This is a genomic window from Mesorhizobium sp. ESP-6-2 (assembly GCF_020164675.1).
Classification (GTDB): domain Bacteria; phylum Pseudomonadota; class Alphaproteobacteria; order Rhizobiales; family Rhizobiaceae; genus Mesorhizobium.
In genome coordinates, this window is the sequence record NZ_JAIUGT010000001.1 from 318,342 (window position 1) to 337,370 (window position 19,029).

Annotated in this window: 12 protein-coding genes; 6 read left to right on the forward strand and 6 right to left on the reverse strand. The window is 65.1% G+C overall.

Translation table 11 applies throughout. The features are described from left to right. Positions 1 to 8 precede the first annotated feature (8 nt). Complete coding sequence (locus LB532_RS01590; RefSeq protein ID WP_140641134.1) at positions 9 to 749, forward strand: MOSC domain-containing protein; 741 nt, start codon at positions 9 to 11, stop codon at positions 747 to 749. Here the strand turns inward: LB532_RS01590 and LB532_RS01595 are convergent, their stop codons facing one another. The 3 genes from LB532_RS01595 to LB532_RS01605 form a co-directional block, all read right to left on the reverse strand. After that, positions 750 to 2,012 carry an SAM-dependent methyltransferase gene (locus LB532_RS01595; protein WP_140641132.1) on the reverse strand — a complete coding sequence of 421 codons (1,263 nt, stop codon included), beginning with the start codon at positions 2,010 to 2,012 and terminating at the stop codon, positions 750 to 752. A 365-nt stretch (positions 2,013 to 2,377) separates the two neighbouring features. Continuing rightward, complete coding sequence (locus tag LB532_RS01600) at positions 2,378 to 3,856, reverse strand: TadE/TadG family type IV pilus assembly protein (RefSeq protein WP_140641130.1); 1,479 nt, start codon at positions 3,854 to 3,856, stop codon at positions 2,378 to 2,380. Between the two features lie 289 nt (positions 3,857 to 4,145). Further along, positions 4,146 to 5,015: a transglutaminase-like domain-containing protein gene (locus LB532_RS01605; RefSeq protein ID WP_140641128.1), complete on the reverse strand. Its 870-nt coding sequence runs from the start codon at positions 5,013 to 5,015 to the stop codon at positions 4,146 to 4,148. Positions 5,016 to 5,229: 214 nt separating this feature from the next. Here LB532_RS01605 and LB532_RS01610 point away from each other — a divergent pair, with 214 nt between their 5' ends. After that, positions 5,230 to 5,895, forward strand: coding sequence for an HAD-IA family hydrolase (locus LB532_RS01610; protein ID WP_140641126.1), 666 nt, complete (start codon positions 5,230 to 5,232; stop codon positions 5,893 to 5,895). Between the two features lie 164 nt (positions 5,896 to 6,059). Here LB532_RS01610 and LB532_RS01615 read toward each other — a convergent pair whose 3' ends face one another. Then, on the reverse strand, positions 6,060 to 6,278 hold the full coding sequence (locus LB532_RS01615) for a DUF1674 domain-containing protein (protein ID WP_140641124.1): 219 nt from the start codon (positions 6,276 to 6,278) through the stop codon (positions 6,060 to 6,062). A 118-nt stretch (positions 6,279 to 6,396) separates the two neighbouring features. Here LB532_RS01615 and htpX point away from each other — a divergent pair, with 118 nt between their 5' ends. From htpX to purH, 4 genes are all read left to right on the forward strand, one after another. Then, positions 6,397 to 7,410 (forward strand): zinc metalloprotease HtpX, encoded by a 1,014-nt coding sequence (gene htpX, locus LB532_RS01620; protein ID WP_140641122.1) that lies wholly within the window; start codon positions 6,397 to 6,399, stop codon positions 7,408 to 7,410. Then, positions 7,407 to 8,789 carry an RsmB/NOP family class I SAM-dependent RNA methyltransferase gene (locus LB532_RS01625; RefSeq protein ID WP_181169418.1) on the forward strand — a complete coding sequence of 461 codons (1,383 nt, stop codon included), beginning with the start codon at positions 7,407 to 7,409 and terminating at the stop codon, positions 8,787 to 8,789. The genes htpX and LB532_RS01625 overlap by 4 nt, the downstream gene beginning before the upstream one ends. Before the next feature lie 249 nt (positions 8,790 to 9,038). After that, positions 9,039 to 10,763 (forward strand): heparinase II/III family protein, encoded by a 1,725-nt coding sequence (locus LB532_RS01630; RefSeq protein ID WP_140641118.1) that lies wholly within the window; start codon positions 9,039 to 9,041, stop codon positions 10,761 to 10,763. A 90-nt stretch (positions 10,764 to 10,853) separates the two neighbouring features. After that, a complete protein-coding gene (gene purH / locus LB532_RS01635; RefSeq protein WP_140641116.1) occupies positions 10,854 to 12,470 on the forward strand; it encodes a bifunctional phosphoribosylaminoimidazolecarboxamide formyltransferase/IMP cyclohydrolase in 1,617 nt (538 codons plus the stop codon). A gap of 40 nt (positions 12,471 to 12,510) precedes the next feature. On the opposite strand, the gene LB532_RS01640 is transcribed toward purH, so the two are convergent. Both LB532_RS01640 and LB532_RS01645 read right to left on the reverse strand, forming a co-directional pair. Then, a complete protein-coding gene (locus tag LB532_RS01640; RefSeq protein ID WP_140641113.1) occupies positions 12,511 to 13,887 on the reverse strand; it encodes an MFS transporter in 1,377 nt (458 codons plus the stop codon). Between the two features lie 279 nt (positions 13,888 to 14,166). Then, positions 14,167 to 18,999 carry an NAD-glutamate dehydrogenase gene (locus tag LB532_RS01645; RefSeq protein WP_140641111.1) on the reverse strand — a complete coding sequence of 1,611 codons (4,833 nt, stop codon included), beginning with the start codon at positions 18,997 to 18,999 and terminating at the stop codon, positions 14,167 to 14,169. Between the last annotated feature and the right edge of the window lie 30 nt (positions 19,000 to 19,029).

Sequence of the window (19,029 nt, forward strand, 5' to 3'; positions counted from 1 at the left end):
CGCCGGCCATGGCCGCGATAGGCAGCGTTGCCGAACTCTGGCGCTATCCGGCGAGTTCGCTTGCCGGCGAACGCCTGGAGACGATCGCGGTCGGCACCGAGAGCATCGAAGGCGACCGCATGTTCGGCCTGGTCGATGCCTCCGACAATGAGATCGCCCGTCCCGATCGCGAGCCGAAGTGGCACAACGTGCCGCGCATCCGCACCCGGCTGACGGGCGACCGCAGGCTCGAGATCGCGATTCCCGGCGCAGATTGGCTGGCGGCGCCCGGCGCCGAAAGCGACCGTGCCGTTTCCGACTATCTAGGCTTTCCGGCCTCGATCCGTCCGTTCGGCCTGGAGAACGCTCCGCCGGCCTATACCGGCCCGTTGACCGAGGCGCGCTACCGCAAGGCGCCGATCCATCTGTTGACCACCGCCTCCCTGGCGCGCCTAAAGGCGCTGCACCCGCAAGGCACTCCCGACCCGCGCCGCTTTCGCCCCAACATCGTCGTCGACATGGCGGCGGTGGAAGGCTCGTTTCCCGAAACCGAATGGATCGGCAGGAAGCTGGCCGTCGGCGACCTGCTGTTGACCATCTCCGAGCCGTGCCGCCGCTGCGGCTTCACCATCATCGCCCAAGACGGTTTCGACAACGATCCGGCGATATTGCGCAATCTGGTGCGTCATAACGCGCACAATCTCGGCGTCTACTGCACGGTCGACCGCGCGGCCAAAGTCAAGGTCGGCGACGGGATGCGATTCGCCTGACTAGCGGTAAAGGTCCGCCCGCGTCGGCGGCAGGCCGCTCGGGCCCCGCGTCCGCCTGGTGGCGACCGTCTGGAAAATCTGCGCCGAGGCGCGATCGAAGGCGATCGAACAGCCGGCCAGGTAAAGCAGCCACAGCCGCGCCTTGGCTTCTCCCACCTCGGCGATGGCCTCGTCGAAGCGCGCATGCAGGCGCTCTGCCCACAGCCGGCAGGTGCGGGCATAGTGCTCGCGTAGATTCTCGACGTCGTGGACGAGGAAGCCGTGTGCTTCCAGGTTGCCGCACGTCATGCCGATCGTGTCGATCTCGCCACCCGGGAAGATGTATTTGATCAGCGCCTTGTATTCCGAGCCCTTGCGCAAGGTCTTTTTAATGCTGCCCTTGCTGCGCCTGGTGATGGCATGATGCAGATAGATGCCGCCCGGCTTGAGCAGGCGATGGACGGTCGAGAAATAGGCGGCGTGATTGGCCAGCCCCAGATGCTCGAACATGCCGATCGAGGATATCTTGTCGAAGCTTCCGGTGAGCTCGGCATAGGATTTTATCTCGATGGTGATCCGGTCCTCCAGCCCCTCGGCCCGAATGCGCTCGCGCGCGAGCCCGGTCTGGGCCTCCGACAACGAGACGCCATGGCCGATGACGCCATGATGCTTCACCGCATGGATCAGCATCGCGCCCCAGCCGCAGCCGATATCGAGCAGGCGGTCGCCGGGCTTCAGCCGGAGCTTGCGGCAGATATGCTCGAGCTTGTCGGCCTGAGCCTGGTCGATGTCGTTGGCGAAATCCTTGAAATACCCGCAGCTGTAGACCATGCGCTCGTCGAGGAAGAGCCCGTAGAAGGCGTTCGATATGTCGTAATGATGCTGGATCGCCTGCTTGTTGGAGCCGCTGACAAAGGGATTTTGCCCGGCGAGATCGGCGCGTTGCGTCATCTGCCTTCGCGAGAACAGCACGGCCGGCAGGTCGCGCATGATCGCGAGCTTCGGCAGCGCGTTGAACCGCAGCTTGCCCTGCGAAGGCAGCGCATAGAGATCAAACAGCGACCCCTCCTCCACATCCACCGCCTTGGAAATCCACATCTCGACCAGCGTCGAGAAATTTGGCCGGCGGGCCAGTTGCCAGACGATGTCCTGGTCGTTGATGGCAAGCACCGGGCCGCCGGCCGGACCGATGCGCTCGCCGGTCCAAAGCCTGACGGCAAAGCCCGGCTTCAACGCCTCGACGACCGTGCGAACGATGCGTGCTGCTCTTTCGGTAGCGTCCATGCCGTCCCCCCTGAATTCGGTAGGCCGATCTTGTCCGCTTGAACCGCTGGCCGCAACCCGCTTGCACGAAAGGACGCGGCCAAGCCGGGAAAACGTCTTTTTCCATCCGGCGTCTTGTCTTTTGCTGCAACGCACCCCATCATCAGTGCATGTTCAACAAACTGAAAGGAGGTGATCCGATGTCGAGTGATTTCGTTTTCCAGAACGTGGCCTCAGCGGATTGCACTTTCGGGAAGCAGTCTTCCCGTTAAGGCGCGAGATGCGCGGCGGGCGACCCCTCGGGTTGCCGCCAGGAGCCGCGCCATGGACGGAAACACGGAAGGCCGCCTGCTTCGAAAGAAGCGGCGGCCTTTTCCTTGTGCGGCTTACTGGGTCAGCGCGACCTTTTCGGTGTTGCGGATGATTTCCTGAAAGGCGGCGTCCAATTCCACCCCGGTCGACACTTCGAAATAATGTTTTTGAGCGGTGGAGGCATCTTTCGACGAACAGTCCTTCAGCACCGCCTTTGCCTGATCCCGCTCGGGTGCCGACATGTCCTTGTTGTTCAGGTCGAAGCCGATGGTGAAAATCTCGATGCCGTCATTTTTCATGTTGCCGCACAGCGTTTCGGCGTTGCCGCGCGCAAGATTGCCCTGGCTGTTGTAGCGGCCCCCGGCACCGGCGAAGGCGGTATTGAACTGGCCGTCGGTCATCAGGATCGCGACCTTGGCGATCTTCTTCGCGTTGACGTCCGAGGCGCCGTTGCCGAGGCCGGCATTCTTGATCGCAGCGCGCCATTGCGGCGACAGCATATAGTAGGTCCACTGAATGGCGATCGCGCCGGCGGTATAACCCTCAGCCTGGAAGTCGTCGATCGAATCAAGCAATGCGCCGGAATCGGCGGTCAGCGGGATCACTTCCGCATCGGGGCACTTGTTCATTCCGCCGCCATCGAGATGATCATCCCGGTTGACCAGGGCGTAGTACTTCTTGCCGTTCTTGTCCGTGCGAACCGTATCTGGGCCGTCGGCAGTCAAATCCGCATCGCCATTTTTGTCCTTGCGCTCCGTGGCGCAATTATCGGGGCGTGGCATCGCCGCGCCAACAATGGAAATGTAGTCGCTGAAGGACGGCAGCAAATTTTTGCCCGTCTTGGCGACAAGAAGCGAACTGCCGGCCACGGGTGGCAGCTCAGAGCTCGCCGGCTTCTCGGCATAGACGTTTTCGGCCAGCTTGCCGGCATTCACGCCGGATGCGTAAGGCACAATCGCGACGCGGATGCGGGGGTTCTTCGGATCCTGGTTCTGGAGCATCGTCCGGACGGCGTTTTTCGCAGCTGCTTTCAGATCGCCGATCTTGTCGACCTTGCCCCGCTTCGCCATCGAGCCCGTGATGTCGAGCATCATAGCCACCTCGATCTGCTTGTCGGAATAGAGCGCCGTCGTCGAGGCGGGAACGCGCTGCATGTCGCGCGTGCCGAACAGCGGGAAATAGAAGGCGACGTCGACATGGGCGTCCGCCTGCACCGTCCTGGCGGTCCTGTCGACTGTCAGCCTGTCAAGCACGATCTGGTTAGCCTGCAGGATGCCGGCCGTGCTGTTGGCGTCGAGGAAGGCCTGCACCGACTTGTTGGCATCGGCTTCCTTGATGACGCCGGTCGTCAGGTCCCGCGCGGTCGACGTCACCGCGGCGTCGACCACGCTCTGCAGACTCGATTTGGCATTGTAGAGCTGGGTGATGTTGACGGCGAAGCCGACGCCCAGTGCCAGGACCGAGGCGGCGAATCCGAACAGGATGGCGAAATTCCCGCCGCGATGCCTGGCAAAATCGCCAGCCGCGTCCACAAGGCCCCCGAAAATCCGCATCGTTCTCTCTCCGCTCGCCCCGGCCTCGTCGCCGGGCAACCGGATCGATGCAGGATTCCGGCCGGGCGCGGTCAGCGGCCGCGCATGAGGGACTAGATTATTGTTTTTGCTTTGCTTTCAAGAATGGAAAGGTAAATGATCGGTAAACGCCGATGCTTGCGTTCGGGCGGCATTTACCAAGCGCTTACCTAAATCCTGCATGTGGCGGCACAGGGCGCGCGCCGTGTCCCGCCACGGCACAGCGGCACCTGTGCCAATGCGAGGCAGTATGGATGCATGGAAACCTGGATCAGGCCAGCATCTGCGCGGTGACCGTCCTGTCGATGGCGTGGTAGGGCGGGTTGAACAGATTGTTCTCCTGTTCGTAGGTCCACACTTTGAACAGGCTGAGCCGGTGCGGGCCGAAACTGTGCAGCAACGGCACGTCGGTGGCATCGCGTCCGCGCGCGATGACGATGCGGCCGATCCTCGGAACATTGTGGCGGGGGTCGAACGTGTACCACTTGCCGTCGAGAAACACTTCCATCCAGGCCGAGAAATCCATCGGCGCCGGATCGGCCGGCACGCCGATGTCGCCGAGATAGCCATTCACATAGCGTGCCGGAATGTTCATGCAGCGGCAGAGCGTGATCGCCAGATGGGCGAAGTCTCGGCAGACGCCGACCTGCTCCTCATGGGCCTGCGCCGCGGTGCGGGTCGAGCGGGCATAGCCATAGCCGAAGGACAGGCGGTTGTGGACGTAATCGACGATCGCCTGCACCCTCGCCCAGCCGGACGGCAAACGGCCGAAAAGCTCCCAGGCGAGCTGGCTCAGGTGATCGGTCTCGCAATAGCGGCTGCCCAGCAGATAAAACAGCACCTCGTCGGGCAGCTCGGCCACCGGCACCTCGCGTGCCAGCGTGTTGACCTCGTCCGTCTCGCCGCTGTCCTCGACCACGGCATCGTAGAGGATGCGAAAAGTGCCGGCGGGTGCGGTAAAGCGGCGGCACGAATTGCCATGCAGATCGCTGTAGAGCCTGGTCGAAACCGCGGGCGACGTCAGCATGCGCGTCTGCCGCTTGATGTCGGCCTGCCTGTCCCTGTGAATCTCGAGCAGCGAAATCACCGGCGTGGCTCCAGCGCATTCAATGGCCATTTCGTAGCCGAGCCGAATCAGCATCGCGTCCCCCTTCGATGGTCGTGGAAAAGCAGCGAAGTTGAAACGCCGGAGGCGGATCGCGGTTCCCTGACTTGCGGAAAAGGGACTTGCCGAAAAGGGGACTGGCCGAAAAGGGGAAATGGCCGAAAAGGAGGCCGCGCGGCTTCCAATGCCGGTGCCGGGACGTTACTATCGGCGCTCCCTCGAAAGACCCTCCCCGAAATCAAGGAAAATCATGTACGCAGGCAGAAAATTCGCCGCCTTCCTCTTCGATATGGACGGCACGCTCATCAATTCCATTGCCTCGGCCGAACGGGTGTGGAGCGACTGGGCGCGGCGGCAAGGGCTCGACGTCGCCGCCTTCCTGCCGACGATCCATGGCGTGCGGGCGATCGAGACGATCGCGGGTCTGGCGCTCCCCGGCGTCGATCCGGCGCATGAGGCCGACCTCTTGCTCAAGGCCGAAGCCGCCGATCTGGAGGGCATTGTTCAGATCGCCAGCGCCGCCGCGTTTCTCAACGCGCTCCCGCCGGAGCGCTGGGCGATCGTAACCTCGGCGCCGCGGGAACTGGCGCTCTTGCGCATGAGGGCTGCCGGCATCCCCGTCCCGGCCGTGCTGATCGCGGCGGAAGATGTTTCGCGCGGCAAGCCGGCGCCCGACTGCTTTCAGCTCGGCGCGACGCGGCTCGGCGTCGATGCGCGCGATTGCCTCGTGTTCGAGGATGCCCCGGCGGGCATCACGGCGGCCGAGGCGGCGGGCGCAGCGGTCATGGTCATAAACGCTACGCACCGGCATCCCCTGGCGACGCAGCATGCCGCGATCGCTGGCTACGACGCCATCGGCGTCACCGTCGACGAGCGCGGCTGGATCGCGCTCGAGCCGCAACTCAGCGCCGCCTAAAGATTGTAATGCAACGCCCTCTCGAAGTGTGTTGAGATTCAGGTCAGGCCGAGTCGAAAGCGATGGTTTCCGAGAAGCGGAGCGGAGCGTACTAAAGTACGTGAGCACCGGAAGCGCAGGAAACCAACGCTTGCAGGCCGGCCTCACCTGAATCTCAGCATATCTTAGAAATCGCTGGTCAGGCCCTTGACCTCCCAGTCGCCGTAGCGGCCGGGCTCCTTGCCGCCGCGGCCGCCGATTTCCTTCGGCACCGCCGCTTCTTTGCGGCGGTAGTTCTCGCGCCGCGCCGCGGCCTCTTCAAGCGCGCGGCGGGCGGCGGGCGTCAGCGTCTTCAGCCGCGCGTCGTCATCCGTGGCAGGCGTTTTACTGGTCTCGTTGTTCATGCGATATTCCGGCGGATTGAAACAGGCCGATTGAAACGGGTACCGGCGTTTCCCATCATATAGCGATGAGCCCACGAGGATCGACCCCCTTACATCACGACTTGGACGGGAGCAGACGATGAACACACTTCGCACCGCCATGCTTCTTGCCACGATGACCGCGCTGTTCATGGGCGTCGGCTTCCTGATCGGCGGCACGGGCGGCATGATGATCGCCTTCCTGATCGCCGCCGCCACCAATCTGTTCAGCTACTGGAACGCCGACAAGATGGTGCTGTCGATGAACCGCGCCGTCGAGGTCGACGAGAAGAACGCGCCCGAATATTACGCCATCGTGCAGGCACTGGCCAAGCAGGCAGGCCTGCCGATGCCTAGGACATACCTGATCGACAATCCGCAGCCCAACGCCTTCGCCACCGGCCGCAACCCGCAGAACGCGGCGGTCGCCGCTTCCACCGGCCTTTTGCAACGGCTGACGCATGAGGAAGTGGCCGCGGTGATGGCGCACGAGCTCGCCCACGTCCAGCACCGCGACACCTTGACGATGACGATTGTCGCGACCTTCGCCGGTGCCATCTCGATGCTTGGCAATTTCGCCTTCTTCCTCGGCGGCAACCGCGACAACAACAGCCCGTTCGGCTTTGTCGGCGTGCTGGCGGCGATGATCGTGGCGCCCTTTGCCGCGATGATCGTGCAGATGGCGGTCAGCCGCACCCGCGAATACGAGGCCGACCGGCGCGGCGCCGAAATCTGTGGACACCCGCTCTGGCTGGCCTCGGCGCTTGACAAGATCGCCCGGGGCGCCGAACGCATACCCAACCCGGATGCCGAGCGTAACCCGGCGATGGCTCATCTCTTCATCATCAACCCGCTGCACGGCGAGCGCATGGACAGTCTGTTCTCCACCCACCCGAGCACCGAGAATCGCATCGCCGCGCTGCAAGCGATGGCGCAGCGCATGGGCGGGGGCGCATCGCGGTCCCCGCAGCGCCAGGCGCCAGTGCCGCCGCAGGCCGACGAGCCGCAATCGGCAGGACCGTGGGGCAAGCCGGCCGCGCCGGAACCGCCGGCAGAGCCCAAATCCAATCCGTGGGGTCGCAATCCGACCGGGCCCAAGGGCCCGTGGTCGTGAGCGTGGCGGGCAGAGCACCTCGACGCACAGGTGGTCAGGAACACAACAAGGACGGCGAGTTCGTTGCCGGCCTTGCCGCCCGCAAGGCGGCTGCGCGGCTGCTGGCCGCCGTCGTCGATGCCAGGACGCCTCTGGATGGCCTGACCGACCATGAGAACGGCCATCCGCAATACAAGGCGCTAGACCTGCGCGATCGCGGTCTCGTGCGCGCCATTCTGGTCACCGCGCTGCGCTACCGCATGACCATTGCCGGGCTGCTGGCGCGGCGTCTGGAGAAACCGCTGCCGGCCAATGCCACTGCGCTGTCGCATATTTTGCATGTGGCGGCCGCGCAGATCCTGTTCCTCGACATTCCCGACAGCGCCGCGGTCGACCTCGCCGTCACCCATGCCAAGTCCGATCCGCGCACATTGCGCTTTGCCGGCCTGGTCAACGGTGTGCTGCGCACGCTCGCGCGGGTCAAGGAATCTGAACTTCCAGAGGCCCTTGCTACCACCGACGAAGCGCCGAAATGGTTTTCCGACCGTCTGAAGGCCGCCTATGGCGTGGACGAGGCCAGACGGATACTCGCCGCCCACCGCCAGGAGGCCCCGGTCGACTTCTCGGTCAAGGCCGATCCGGAGCACTGGGCCGAAAGGCTCGGCGGTATTGTCCTGCCGACCGGCACGATTCGGGTGGAGAAGCTTGCCGGCCCGGTCACCGAACTGCCCGGCTTCGCCGAAGGCGCCTGGTGGGTCCAGGATGCCGCAGCCGGCCTGCCTGCCCGGCTGCTCGGTGATGTCGGCGGGCTTCGCGTCGCCGATCTCTGCGCCGCGCCCGGCGGCAAGACCGCCCAATTGATCGTGGCCGGCGCACGCGTCACCGCGGTCGACACCTCGAAGAACCGGCTGGCGCGGCTGGCGCAGAATCTCGAACGTCTCCACCTGTCGGCGGATATCGTGCAGGCCGACCTTCTCCAGTACGAGCCGGGCGAGCTGTTCGACGCCGTCCTCCTCGACGCGCCCTGCTCCTCGACCGGCACGGTGCGGCGGCATCCCGACGTGCCATGGACCAAGACGATGGCTGATGTCGAGAAGCTCGCCGATCTCCAGCGCCGGCTGCTCGCGCGCGCCGTCACCCTGGTCAAGCCGGGCGGCAAGATCGTCTTTTCGAACTGTTCGCTCGACCCGCTCGAAGGCGAGGAGCTTTACCGTGCCTTCCTCGCCGCCACGCCTGGCGTCGTTGCCGACCCGCTTCGCGCCGGAGAGATCGCGGGCATCGATCCCTTCCTGACGCAGGAAGGGACGCTGCGCACCACACCAGCCGACCTCGATCTCGGCTCGCCGCAACGTTCCGGTCTCGACGGTTTTTTCGCCGCGCGCATGCGCCGCGCCGGCTAAGGCAGGTCCATGAAAGCTGCGTGACGATTCTCCGCCCGGAATTGCGTGGAACAAGGATCTGGAGCGGAGTATGGATGCCCATCGGGCGCTGAACCGCTCTGGGGGTTAAGCCTAGGAAGTTGCTGACTTTTTTGGGGAGCATCCGCGGCCAAGCCAGGCGGAGCGTCACCGCTCGCGGGAATTCGCCTTCGCATGAATCGTTGAATCAGATAAGCTTGCCGTTGGGATAGAGGACGATCAGGAGGGGTTTTGGCACTTGCTGCCGGCAACACGACGCGTCTGTGGGCGCTTGTCGCGAAGGAGTTTTGGCGCAAAACGCGCCGGCGCCTGCGTGCCGGACCGGTCTATCGCTGGCGCTATTCCGGCCGCACCCCCGAACGGGTCCTGATCGCGCCGCCGGACCTGCGGCTGGCCGATCCCCAGATCGCGCTCGAGATCTACTATGGCCGTTATCCCTTGTCGGGACATATGGTCGAGACCGGCGGCAAGTCGCCCTTCCAGATCAGCGTTCCCAATTACGGCTGGCAGAAGACGCTGCATGGCTTTCGCTGGCTGCGACACATGCGCGCCGCCGGCACGGAGCTTGCCGCCGCCAATGCGCGTGCGCTGGTGTCCGACTGGATCGCCACGCATGGAAACAACATTTCCGGCATCGCCTGGGAGCCCGGCACGGCCGCCAAGCGCATCATCGCCTGGCTGCAGCATTCCTCTATCGTGTTGCAAGGCGCTGAATTCCCGTTCTACCGCGCCTTCCTGAAATCGCTGGCCGTCCAGATCCGCTACCTCAGGTCGATGGCGCGCGAAATGCCTGACGGCAAGGACAGGCTGCGCGCCCGCATCGCCCTCGCCTTCGCCGCCCTGTCGCTGCCGGCGCCCGCATCGGCGCTGCGCGGCGCCACCCGCAACCTCGCCGAGGAACTCGACCGCCAGATCCTTCCCGATGGCGGCCACATCTCGCGCAACCCGATGGCGGTGCTGGAAATCCTCGCCGACCTTTTGCCGCTGCGGCAGACCTACGCCAACCAGGCGGAAGCGCCGCCACAGGCCCTGATCGGCGCCATCGACAGGATGCTGCCGGCGCTGCGCTTCTTTCGCCACCAGGACGGCAGCCTCGCCCGCTTCAACGGCATGGGCGCCACCATCCATGACCGCATCGCCAGCATCCTGCGCCACGACGACACCGCCGGCTCGCCGCTGCTGCATGCACCGCATTCGGGCTATGAGCGGCTGTCCATGGGTGGCGTCACCGTCATCGCCGACACCGGCCTGCCGCCGCCCGTCCACGTCTCCAATGCCGCCCATGCCAGCTGCCTTGCGTTCGAGCTGTCGTCGGGCCGCCAGCATTACATCGTCAATGCCGGCATCGACACCTATGGCGCCGCCGAATTCCGGCCCTTGGCCCGCGCCACTGCCGCGCACTCGACCGCCACCATCAACGACACCTCGTCGGCGCGGTTCAGCCATTCGCTGCGCATCAACGATCTTCTGGGGTCACCTTTGATCGGCGGCCCGCAGCATGTGCAGTGCAAGCGTATCGACCAGAAGGGCGTTCAAGGCTTCATCGCCCGCCATGACGGCTATATCCAGCGCTTCGGTTTCCTCCACGAGCGCGAGCTGAAACTGTCCTCGAACGGCAATGTGCTGACCGGCAGGGACCGCTTCCTGCGTCCTGGAGGTGCGGCGATCCGCAACAATGGCCGCGATTTCGTCACCGTGCGCTTCCACGTCCATCCCGACATCAACCTTTTGCAGGACGAGCATGACCGCCTGGTGCTGACCGCCGAGCAGGCCGACAGCTGGGTGTTCACCTGCACCGAGATGGTGCCGGAGGTCGAGGAATCGATCTACTTCGCCGGTCTCGGCGGCCCGCGCCGCAGCCGGCAGATCGTGCTTGCCTTCAAGCCGTCCGACATCGCCGAAATCCATTGGCAGCTCACCCGCACCTCTATCGCCGGGTATCCCGAAAACGACTGACCGCGCCTGCGCTGACCGAGCTTGCGCCTTGATTTCCTGATCTCATATGATACGGCGCGGGCCTGCCCCTCCAGCCGTGAAAGCACGCCCATGGCCGTCGCCGCCAAGAACATTCCCGCTCCCGACCTCGTTCCCGTGCGTCGCGCGCTGCTCTCCGTCTTCGACAAGACCGGCCTCATCGATCTCGCCAGGGCGCTCGCCGCTTCCGGCGTCGAGCTGGTGTCGACCGGCGGCACGGCAAAAGCGATCGCCGATGCGGGCCTGGCGGTTCGCGACGTTTCCGAGCTCACCGGCTTTCCCGAGATCATGGATGGCCGCGTCAAGACCCTGCATCCGTCGGTACATGGCGCCCTGCTCGGCGTGCGCGACGATCCCGAGCACGCCGCGGCGATGCACAAATATGGCATCGAGCCGATCGACCTGGTCGTCTCCAATCTCTATCCGTTCGAGGAAGTCCGCCGCTCCGGCGCCGACTACGCGGCGATCGTCGAGAACATCGACATTGGCGGCCCGGCGATGATCCGCGCCTCGGCCAAGAACCACGCCTATGTCGCCATAGTCACCGATCCCGGCGACTATGCCTCCGTGCTCAATGCGCTGGAGATGAATATCGGCTCGCTTTCGCTGGATTTCCGCAAGAAGCTCGCGGCCAAGGCTTTTGCCCGCACCGCCAGCTATGACGCCGCAATCTCGGGCTGGTTCGCCGAGGCGCTGGAGATCGAGCACCCGACCTGGCGCGCCTTCGGCGGCAGGCTGGAGACTGTGATGCGCTATGGCGAGAACCCGCACCAGGGCGCCGGCTTCTACGTCAATGGCGACAAGCGGCCGGGCGTGGCCACCGCGCGCCAGCTTCAGGGCAAGCAGCTTTCCTACAACAACATCAACGATACCGACGCCGCCTTCGAGCTGGCCGGCGAGTTCGACCCGGCGCGCTCGGCCGCCGTCGCCATCATCAAGCATGCCAACCCGTGCGGCGTCGCCGAGGGTTCGACGCTGAAAGCCGCCTACGCCAGGGCGCTGGCCTGCGATCCGGTCTCGGCCTATGGCGGCATTGTCGCTGTCAATCGCGTCCTCGACGCCGAGGCGGCCGAAGAGATCGTGAAGACCTTCACCGAAGTCATTATCGCGCCAGGCGCCACCGACGAAGCGGCAGCGATCGTAGCCGCGAAGAAGAACCTGCGCCTGCTGGTCGCCGGCGGCCTGCCGGATCCGCGCGCGATCGGCACAACCGTCAAATCCGTTGCCGGCGGCCTGCTGGTGCAGGGCAGGGACAATGCCGTCGTCGACGACCTCGAACTCAAGGTGGTGACGAAACGGGCGCCGACGCCGGCCGAACTGGCCGACCTGAAATTCGCCTTCCGCGTCGCCAAGCACGTCAAGTCGAACGCCATCGTCTACGCAAAGGACGGCGCCACGGTAGGCATCGGCGCCGGCCAGATGAGCCGCGTCGATTCCTCGCGCATCGCTGCCCGCAAGGCACTCGACGCCGCGGAAGCGGCAGGCCGGGCAGAGCCGCTGACCAAAGGCTCTGTCGTCGCCTCCGATGCCTTCTTCCCCTTCGCCGACGGCCTGCTGTCGGCCATCGAGGCCGGCGCCACCGCCGTCATCCAGCCCGGCGGCTCGATGCGCGACGACGACGTCATCGCCGCTGCGGATGAACACGGTATCGCGATGGTGTTCACCGGCGTGAGACACTTCAGGCATTGAGCACTTCTTCCCTTCTCCCCTTGCGGGAGAAGGAAGAGCGCTACTCCGCCGCCCGGTCCGCCGGATACGGCGTCCTGATCAGGATCGCCATGCCTATGGCCAGGAACAGGATGATAACCGCCATGCCGAGCCGCGCCGAATCGCTCACCGCCGTGATGGTCGCCACCAGGAACGGCGCCAGGAAACTGGTCGCGCGCCCGGCCAGCGCATAGATGCCGAAATAGCGGCCGGATTCCGACGCCGTGACGCTGCGCGCCATGTAGGACCGCGATGACGCCTGCACCGGCCCGAAGGCGAGCCCGATCAGCAATCCGTAGAGGATGTAGGCCTTTTCCGCAGCGGTGCCGAACAGGCCCCCGGAATCGGTGGTCGAGAGCTGGATAAGCCCGAGCAGCGTGAAGCCGGGGCCGGTCGAGACCACGCCGATGGTGGCCACGGAAAGCATGACCAGCGTGATCATCACCACCGCCTTGGAGCCGAGCGCGGTGTCGAGCCGCGCGGCGATCCAGCAGCCGAAGATGGCGACGACGTTGAGGATGATGCCGAACATGCCGATCTCGGTGATTGACCAGTGGAACATGCCGGCCGCGAACGTGCCGCCGAGCGCCAGCAGCGCATTGACGCCGTCCTGATAGATCATGCGGGCGACGAGGAAGCGGAAGATGCCGCCGCGCCTGCGCACCTCGGCCAAGGTCGACTTCAGCTCCGACAGGCCTTCGCGCACCGCAGGCCTGATCGGGATGCCTTTGATGGCATCGGGAGTGAAGAGAAACATCGGCAGGATGAACAGGAAATACCAGCCGGCCGATAGCGGCCCGGTGGCGCGAGCATCCTCGCCGAGCTTCGGGTCCAGTCCGAACAACGGGTCGAGGCCGATGATGGTCTTGCCGGTCTCCTGCGATCCGGCCAGGAACAGCACGACGAAGATCAGCGCGATCATGCCGCCGAGATAGCCAAGCCCCCAGGCCATGTTGGAGATGCGGCCGATCTCGCTCTTCGGCACCAGGCGCGGCATCATGGAATCATTGAAGACGGTGGAGAATTCAGCCGCCACCGAGGCCAGCGAGAACAATGCCACGATCAGGAACAGGTTCGAGCCGGGCGCGGCGAGCCAGAGCAGGACCAGGCTGGCGATCTTGACCGCGGCGAAGAAGGCGATCCACGGCTTGCGCGGCCCGGTCTGGTCGGCGATCGAGCCGAGGATTGGCGACAGCACGGCGATGACCAGTCCGGCCGCGGCGATGCCGTAGCCCCAGACGGCCTGGCCGGTGGTCGGATCGCTGGCCATGCGCGAAACGAAATAGGGGCCGAAGATGAAGGTGGTGACGACCGTGAAGAAGGGCTGCGCAGCCCAGTCGAACAACATCCACCCCCAGATGCCGCGCCCGGACGCCCGCTGCACTGCTACTTCGGCCATGTCCCCTCCGGTCGCCTTCGTTTCGTTGGGCGGTTCACCCCATGTCTGCATGTTTTCCGCTGGTCATGCAAACGAACAAGCGCCGCCCAGCCCCTCATGCCCTGCCGGGCATTTCTCCCCGTACAGAACGGGCAGAAAGACTCTCATTCGCGACTTTCGCCAACGGCCAACTCCGTAGAAGGGTGCCGGCGATACGGCAAGCTCCCTTCTCCCCGTCCTATACGGGGAGAAGGTGCCGGCAGGCGGATGAGGGGCGGCGCCGACCTACCAAGCTATGACTCACATCCCTGTCAGATCGCTCATCAGGCCCGATGCCACCGACAGCCGCGACACGGTGATGTCGCCGCCCTCGGTCAGCGCCTGCAGCCGTTCGCGGGTGCGGCCGATCCTCTCCCCGCCGGCCTCCAGCCACGCCGCCACCGGGTCGGCTGCCCCGGCGTGGTTCACGAGTGCCGCCACCGCGATGCCGCGCCGCGCGGTCCCGATCGTGTCGGTGGCGCGCGACAGGGCGAGCTGGTCGTAATAGTCCGCCGGTGTGATGGAGCGGGCCGCCTCCTCGACGCGCGGGATACGGAAGGCGTCGCTGACCGCGAAGAAGGCCTTCGCCGCGGCGACGATGTCGGCGCCTGCCGTTCGCGCCGTCAGCGCGATGTCGGGGATCAGCTCCGCCACATCGGCCAGCGCCAGCTGCGCTGCCAGCCTGTCCGGCGCTCCGGCCTTGAACAGTCCATGCCGCTTCTCGTCGATCCGTTCGCGCGAATAATCGGGGAGCAGCGAAACGAGTTTCGGCTCCAGCGCCTTGCGCGCCTCCTGCAATTCGGCGATGCGCTGGGCAAGCGGCGCCGTGCCGGCGTCGTTCTTCAAGTACCAGCCGCTGGTCACGTAGATCAGCCGGCTGACCGCCTGGTAGAGATCGAGCTGCATCTGGCCGTCGATCTGATTGTCGAGCGCGTCGATCTCGCGGTAGAGCGCCGGCAAGGCAAAGCCGTCGCGCACCACGGCGAAGGTGCGCACCACGTCGGCGGCGGTGCGCCCCGTCGCTTCCCGCAACCGGTTGACGAAGGATGGACCGCCCCGGTTGACCAGCTCATTGGCCACGACGCGGGCGATGATCTCGCGGCGCAGGCGATGGCCGTGGATCTCGGCGGCATATTTCTTCGCCATCCGGTCGGGGAAATAACCCATCAGGTCGCGGTCGAAATGTGGCTCGTCAGGCACGTCGCTTGCGACGATGTCGGAAAACAGCACGATCTTGGCATAGGCGAGCAGCACGCCGAGCTCGGCCCTGGTCAGCGGCTCGCCGCGCGCCTCGCGTTCGGCAAGGGCCGCCGGCGAGGGCAGCGTCTCGACCGTGCGGTCGAGCAGGCCGCGTGCTTCCAGCGCCGACATGAAGCGGGCCTGGTGAGCGATGTCGGCGAGGCCGCGCTTGCGGGCAATGGAGAGCGCCAGCGTCTGCTGGTAGTTGTTGGACAGGACCAGCTCGCCGACCTCGCCGGTCATCTCGGCGAGAAGCCTGTCGCGCGCCGGGCGGGTCAGCGACCCTTTGCGCATGGCGGACGCCAGCGCGATCTTGATATTGACCTCGACGTCGGAACAGTTGACCCCGCCCGAATTGTCGATGGCGTCGGAGTTGCAACGGCCGCCATTCATGCCGAATTCGATGCGCGCGCGCTGCGTCACGCCGAGATTGGCGCCCTCGCCGATCACCTTGGCGCGCACGTCGAGCGCGGTGATGCGGACGGCGTCGTTGGCGCGATCGCCGACCTCGGCATTGGTCTCGGTCGAGGCCCGCAAATACGTGCCGATGCCGCCGAACCACAAGAGGTCGACGGGCGCCTTGAGGATGGCGCTCATGATCTCGACCGGCGTGGCGGTCGTCTTGTTGAGGCCGATCGCAGCAGCAGCAGCGGCCGGCAAGGTGATCGATTTCTGGCCGCGCGACACGATGACGCCGCCCTCGGACAGCTTGCTCTTGTCGTAGTCCTGCCAGCTCGAACGGGGAAGAGCGAACATGCGCTGGCGCTCGGCCATTGATGCCGCCATGTCGGGATCGGGATCGATGAAGATGTCGCGGTGGTCGAAGGCGGCTATCAGCCTTGTCTTCGGCGACAACAGCATGCCGTTGCCGAACACGTCGCCCGACATGTCGCCCACCCCGACGACGGAGAAGGGCGTGGTCTGGATGTCGCGGTTCATCTCGCGGAAATGTCGCTTGACCGCCTCCCACGCGCCCTTGGCGGTGATGCCCATCTTCTTGTGGTCATAGCCGGCCGAACCGCCGCTGGCGAAGGCATCGTCAAGCCAGAAGCCATGGCTTTCGCTGATGGCGTTGGCGGTGTCGGAGAAAGTTGCCGTGCCCTTGTCGGCGGCAACGACGAAATAGGGGTCGTCCTGGTCGCGCCTGACAACGCCGGCCGGCGGGATGACGCCGTCGAGGCCGATATTGTCGGTGATCGACAAAAGGCTGGAGACGAAGTTCTTGTAGGCCGAGGTGCCGGCTTCGAAGATGGCGTCGCGGCCGGCGCTCATCGGCAGCTTCTTCGGATAGAAACCGCCCTTGGCGCCGACCGGCACGATGACCGCGTTCTTGACCTGCTGTGCCTTGACCAGGCCGAGCACCTCGGTGCGGTAATCCTGGGCGCGGTCCGACCAGCGCAGGCCGCCGCGCGCCACCGGACCGAAGCGCAGATGCACGCCCTCGACCTCCGAGCCATAGACGAAGATTTCCCGCCACGGTCGCGGCTCGGGCAATCCGTCGACCGAACGCGAATCGAGTTTGATCGCCAGCGACTGGCCCTTGGCTTTCGTATCGGCAACGAAATGATTGGTGCGCAGCGAGGCTTCGATGAGATTGAGGTAGCGGCGGATGATGGCGTCGTCATCGATGTTGGGAACGTCTTCCAGTGCGTCCCTGATCTTGGCCTTGAGATGCTTTGCCGCCACCACGCCTTCCGTCTCGGCCGTCGGCCCGAGCCGGGCGATGAACAGCGCGTGCAGGCCGCGTGCGATCTCGGGATAGCGGTTGAGGGCCGCGGCGATGAAATCCTGGCTCTGCGGAATTCCGGCCTGCTGCAAATAGCGGCCATAGGCGCGCAGGATGGTGATTTCGCCCGACCACAGGCCTGCGGTCTGGGCAAGGCCGTTGTAGCCGTCATTGTCGACGTCGCCGCGCCACACCGACAGGAATGCGTCCTCGAACAGCGCGCCGCCATTGCTGAGGTCGATCGGCTTTCCGTAGCTGTTCTCCAGCTCCATGTCGTGGATGAACACGGTGCCGGGCTGATCCCTATTGATCATGCCGGGCTGGCCGCTAGTCCCGGCCTTGTCGTCGCCGACCTCGAAGGTGCGCTCGCTGATGACGCGGAAGCCGATGTTTTCCAGCACCGGCACGCGCCGCGACAGCGCCACCGGGCTGCCATGGTGATAGATTTTCAATGCCGCCTGGTGCGGCTTCTGCTCGGCATGGCGATAGTAATCGATGGCGATCGGATTGCTGGCGCTGATCTTGGCGATACGCCCGGCATCGACCAGCGCCACACCGGCGCTGAAGGAGTCCCGGTAGCTTTCCGGAAATCGTGCCGCGATCCTCTTCAGCGCCGGATCGCTGCCGCTGGTTTCCGCCGCCTCGGAGAGGGCGTCCTCCCAGGTTCGCACGATGTCGCGGATCGCCGCCTCGATTGTTGCCTGTTCGACCTTCGGCGTCTTGCCGCCGGAGCGGCCGATGATGAAATGCACGCGCGCCAGCCCGCCTTCCGGGAAGGCCGGGTAGTAGGCCGACAGCCGGCCTTCGAACACCGTCTTGAGGTAGGTGCCGACCTTCTCGCGCACGACGCTGTCGTAACGGTCGCGCGGCACGAAGACGAGGATGGAGACGAAGCGGTCGAACTGGTCGGCGCGCACCAGTGCCCGCACGCGCGGCCTCTCGACGAGGCCCAGAATGGCCGCGGCATGCCTCCTCAGGATCGGCACCGGCACCTGGAACAGCTCGTCGCGCGGATAGCTCTCCAGCACGTTGATCAGCGCCTTGCCGGAGTGGTCGTGCCGGTCGAAACCGGATTTGGCGATGACGGTTTCGGCCTTCGACCTGAGATAGGGGATCTTCATCACCGAGCGCGTGTAGGCGGTCGATGTGAACAGGCCGACAATGCGCAGTTCGCCCGCCAGCGCGCCCTTGGCGGTGTAGGTCTTGATGCCGATATAATCGAGATAGATGCGCCGGTGTACGGAAGATTTGGCATTGGCCTTGGTGACGATCAGCGGCTCCGGCCCATGCAGGAAGGCTCGGATCTCCGGCGTTGTCGTCACCGCTTCGGTACCGCGCCGCAGCACCAGCACGTCCAGATCGGATAATATGCCCAGGCCAGGCTTGTCGGCACGCTCCAGCGTGCCGCTTTCCTCGCCGCCGATATATGTGAATTCGCGCATGCCGAGGAAAGTGAAATTGTCGTCGCGCAGCCACTCCAGGAAGGCGATCGCCTCGGCCACGCTCCTCTTGTCCAGCGGCACCGCCGAATAGCGGAATTCCGAGATCGCCTGGTCGAGGCGGGCCAGCATCGGCTTCCAGTCGCTGACGGCCGAATGGACCTGGCCGAGTATCTTGCGCAGCCGCTCGGCCAAGCCGTTCGCCTGCTCCGGGGTCAGCCGGGGAATATGGACATGGATGACGCTCAGCCGGTCGTGGCTGCCGTCGTCCCTGGCGAAATTGCCGTCGCCGAGAATTTCCTCGACGCCGTCCTTGCCATGGCGGACGGTGATGACGGGGTGGGTCACCAGGGTCGGCTCGCCGGCACTCTCGGTGATCTCGCCGAGTATGGAATCGAACAGGAAAGGCATATTGTCGTTGACGACGGTGACGATCGTGACGGGTCGGCCCTCGCGAACGACGCCGGAATCGGTGTCGACGGCGACGGCGCACGCGCCCTTCTTGTGACCGGCGACCGCGCGGCCGGCGAGATCCGCGGCGCGTTCGAGGTCGGCCACCTCATAGGCGGCAATGTCTTCCGCCGGCGCGCGGGCGAGCAGGTAGTCGGCGAGCCTGGCTGGCCTTTCCTGCGTCTTCGGCATCGCCGTGGCTTTCTTCTTCGACCTGCTCGCCGATTTCACGCTGGCCATGACGCTTCTTTCCTCCCGTCGTATGCTTTT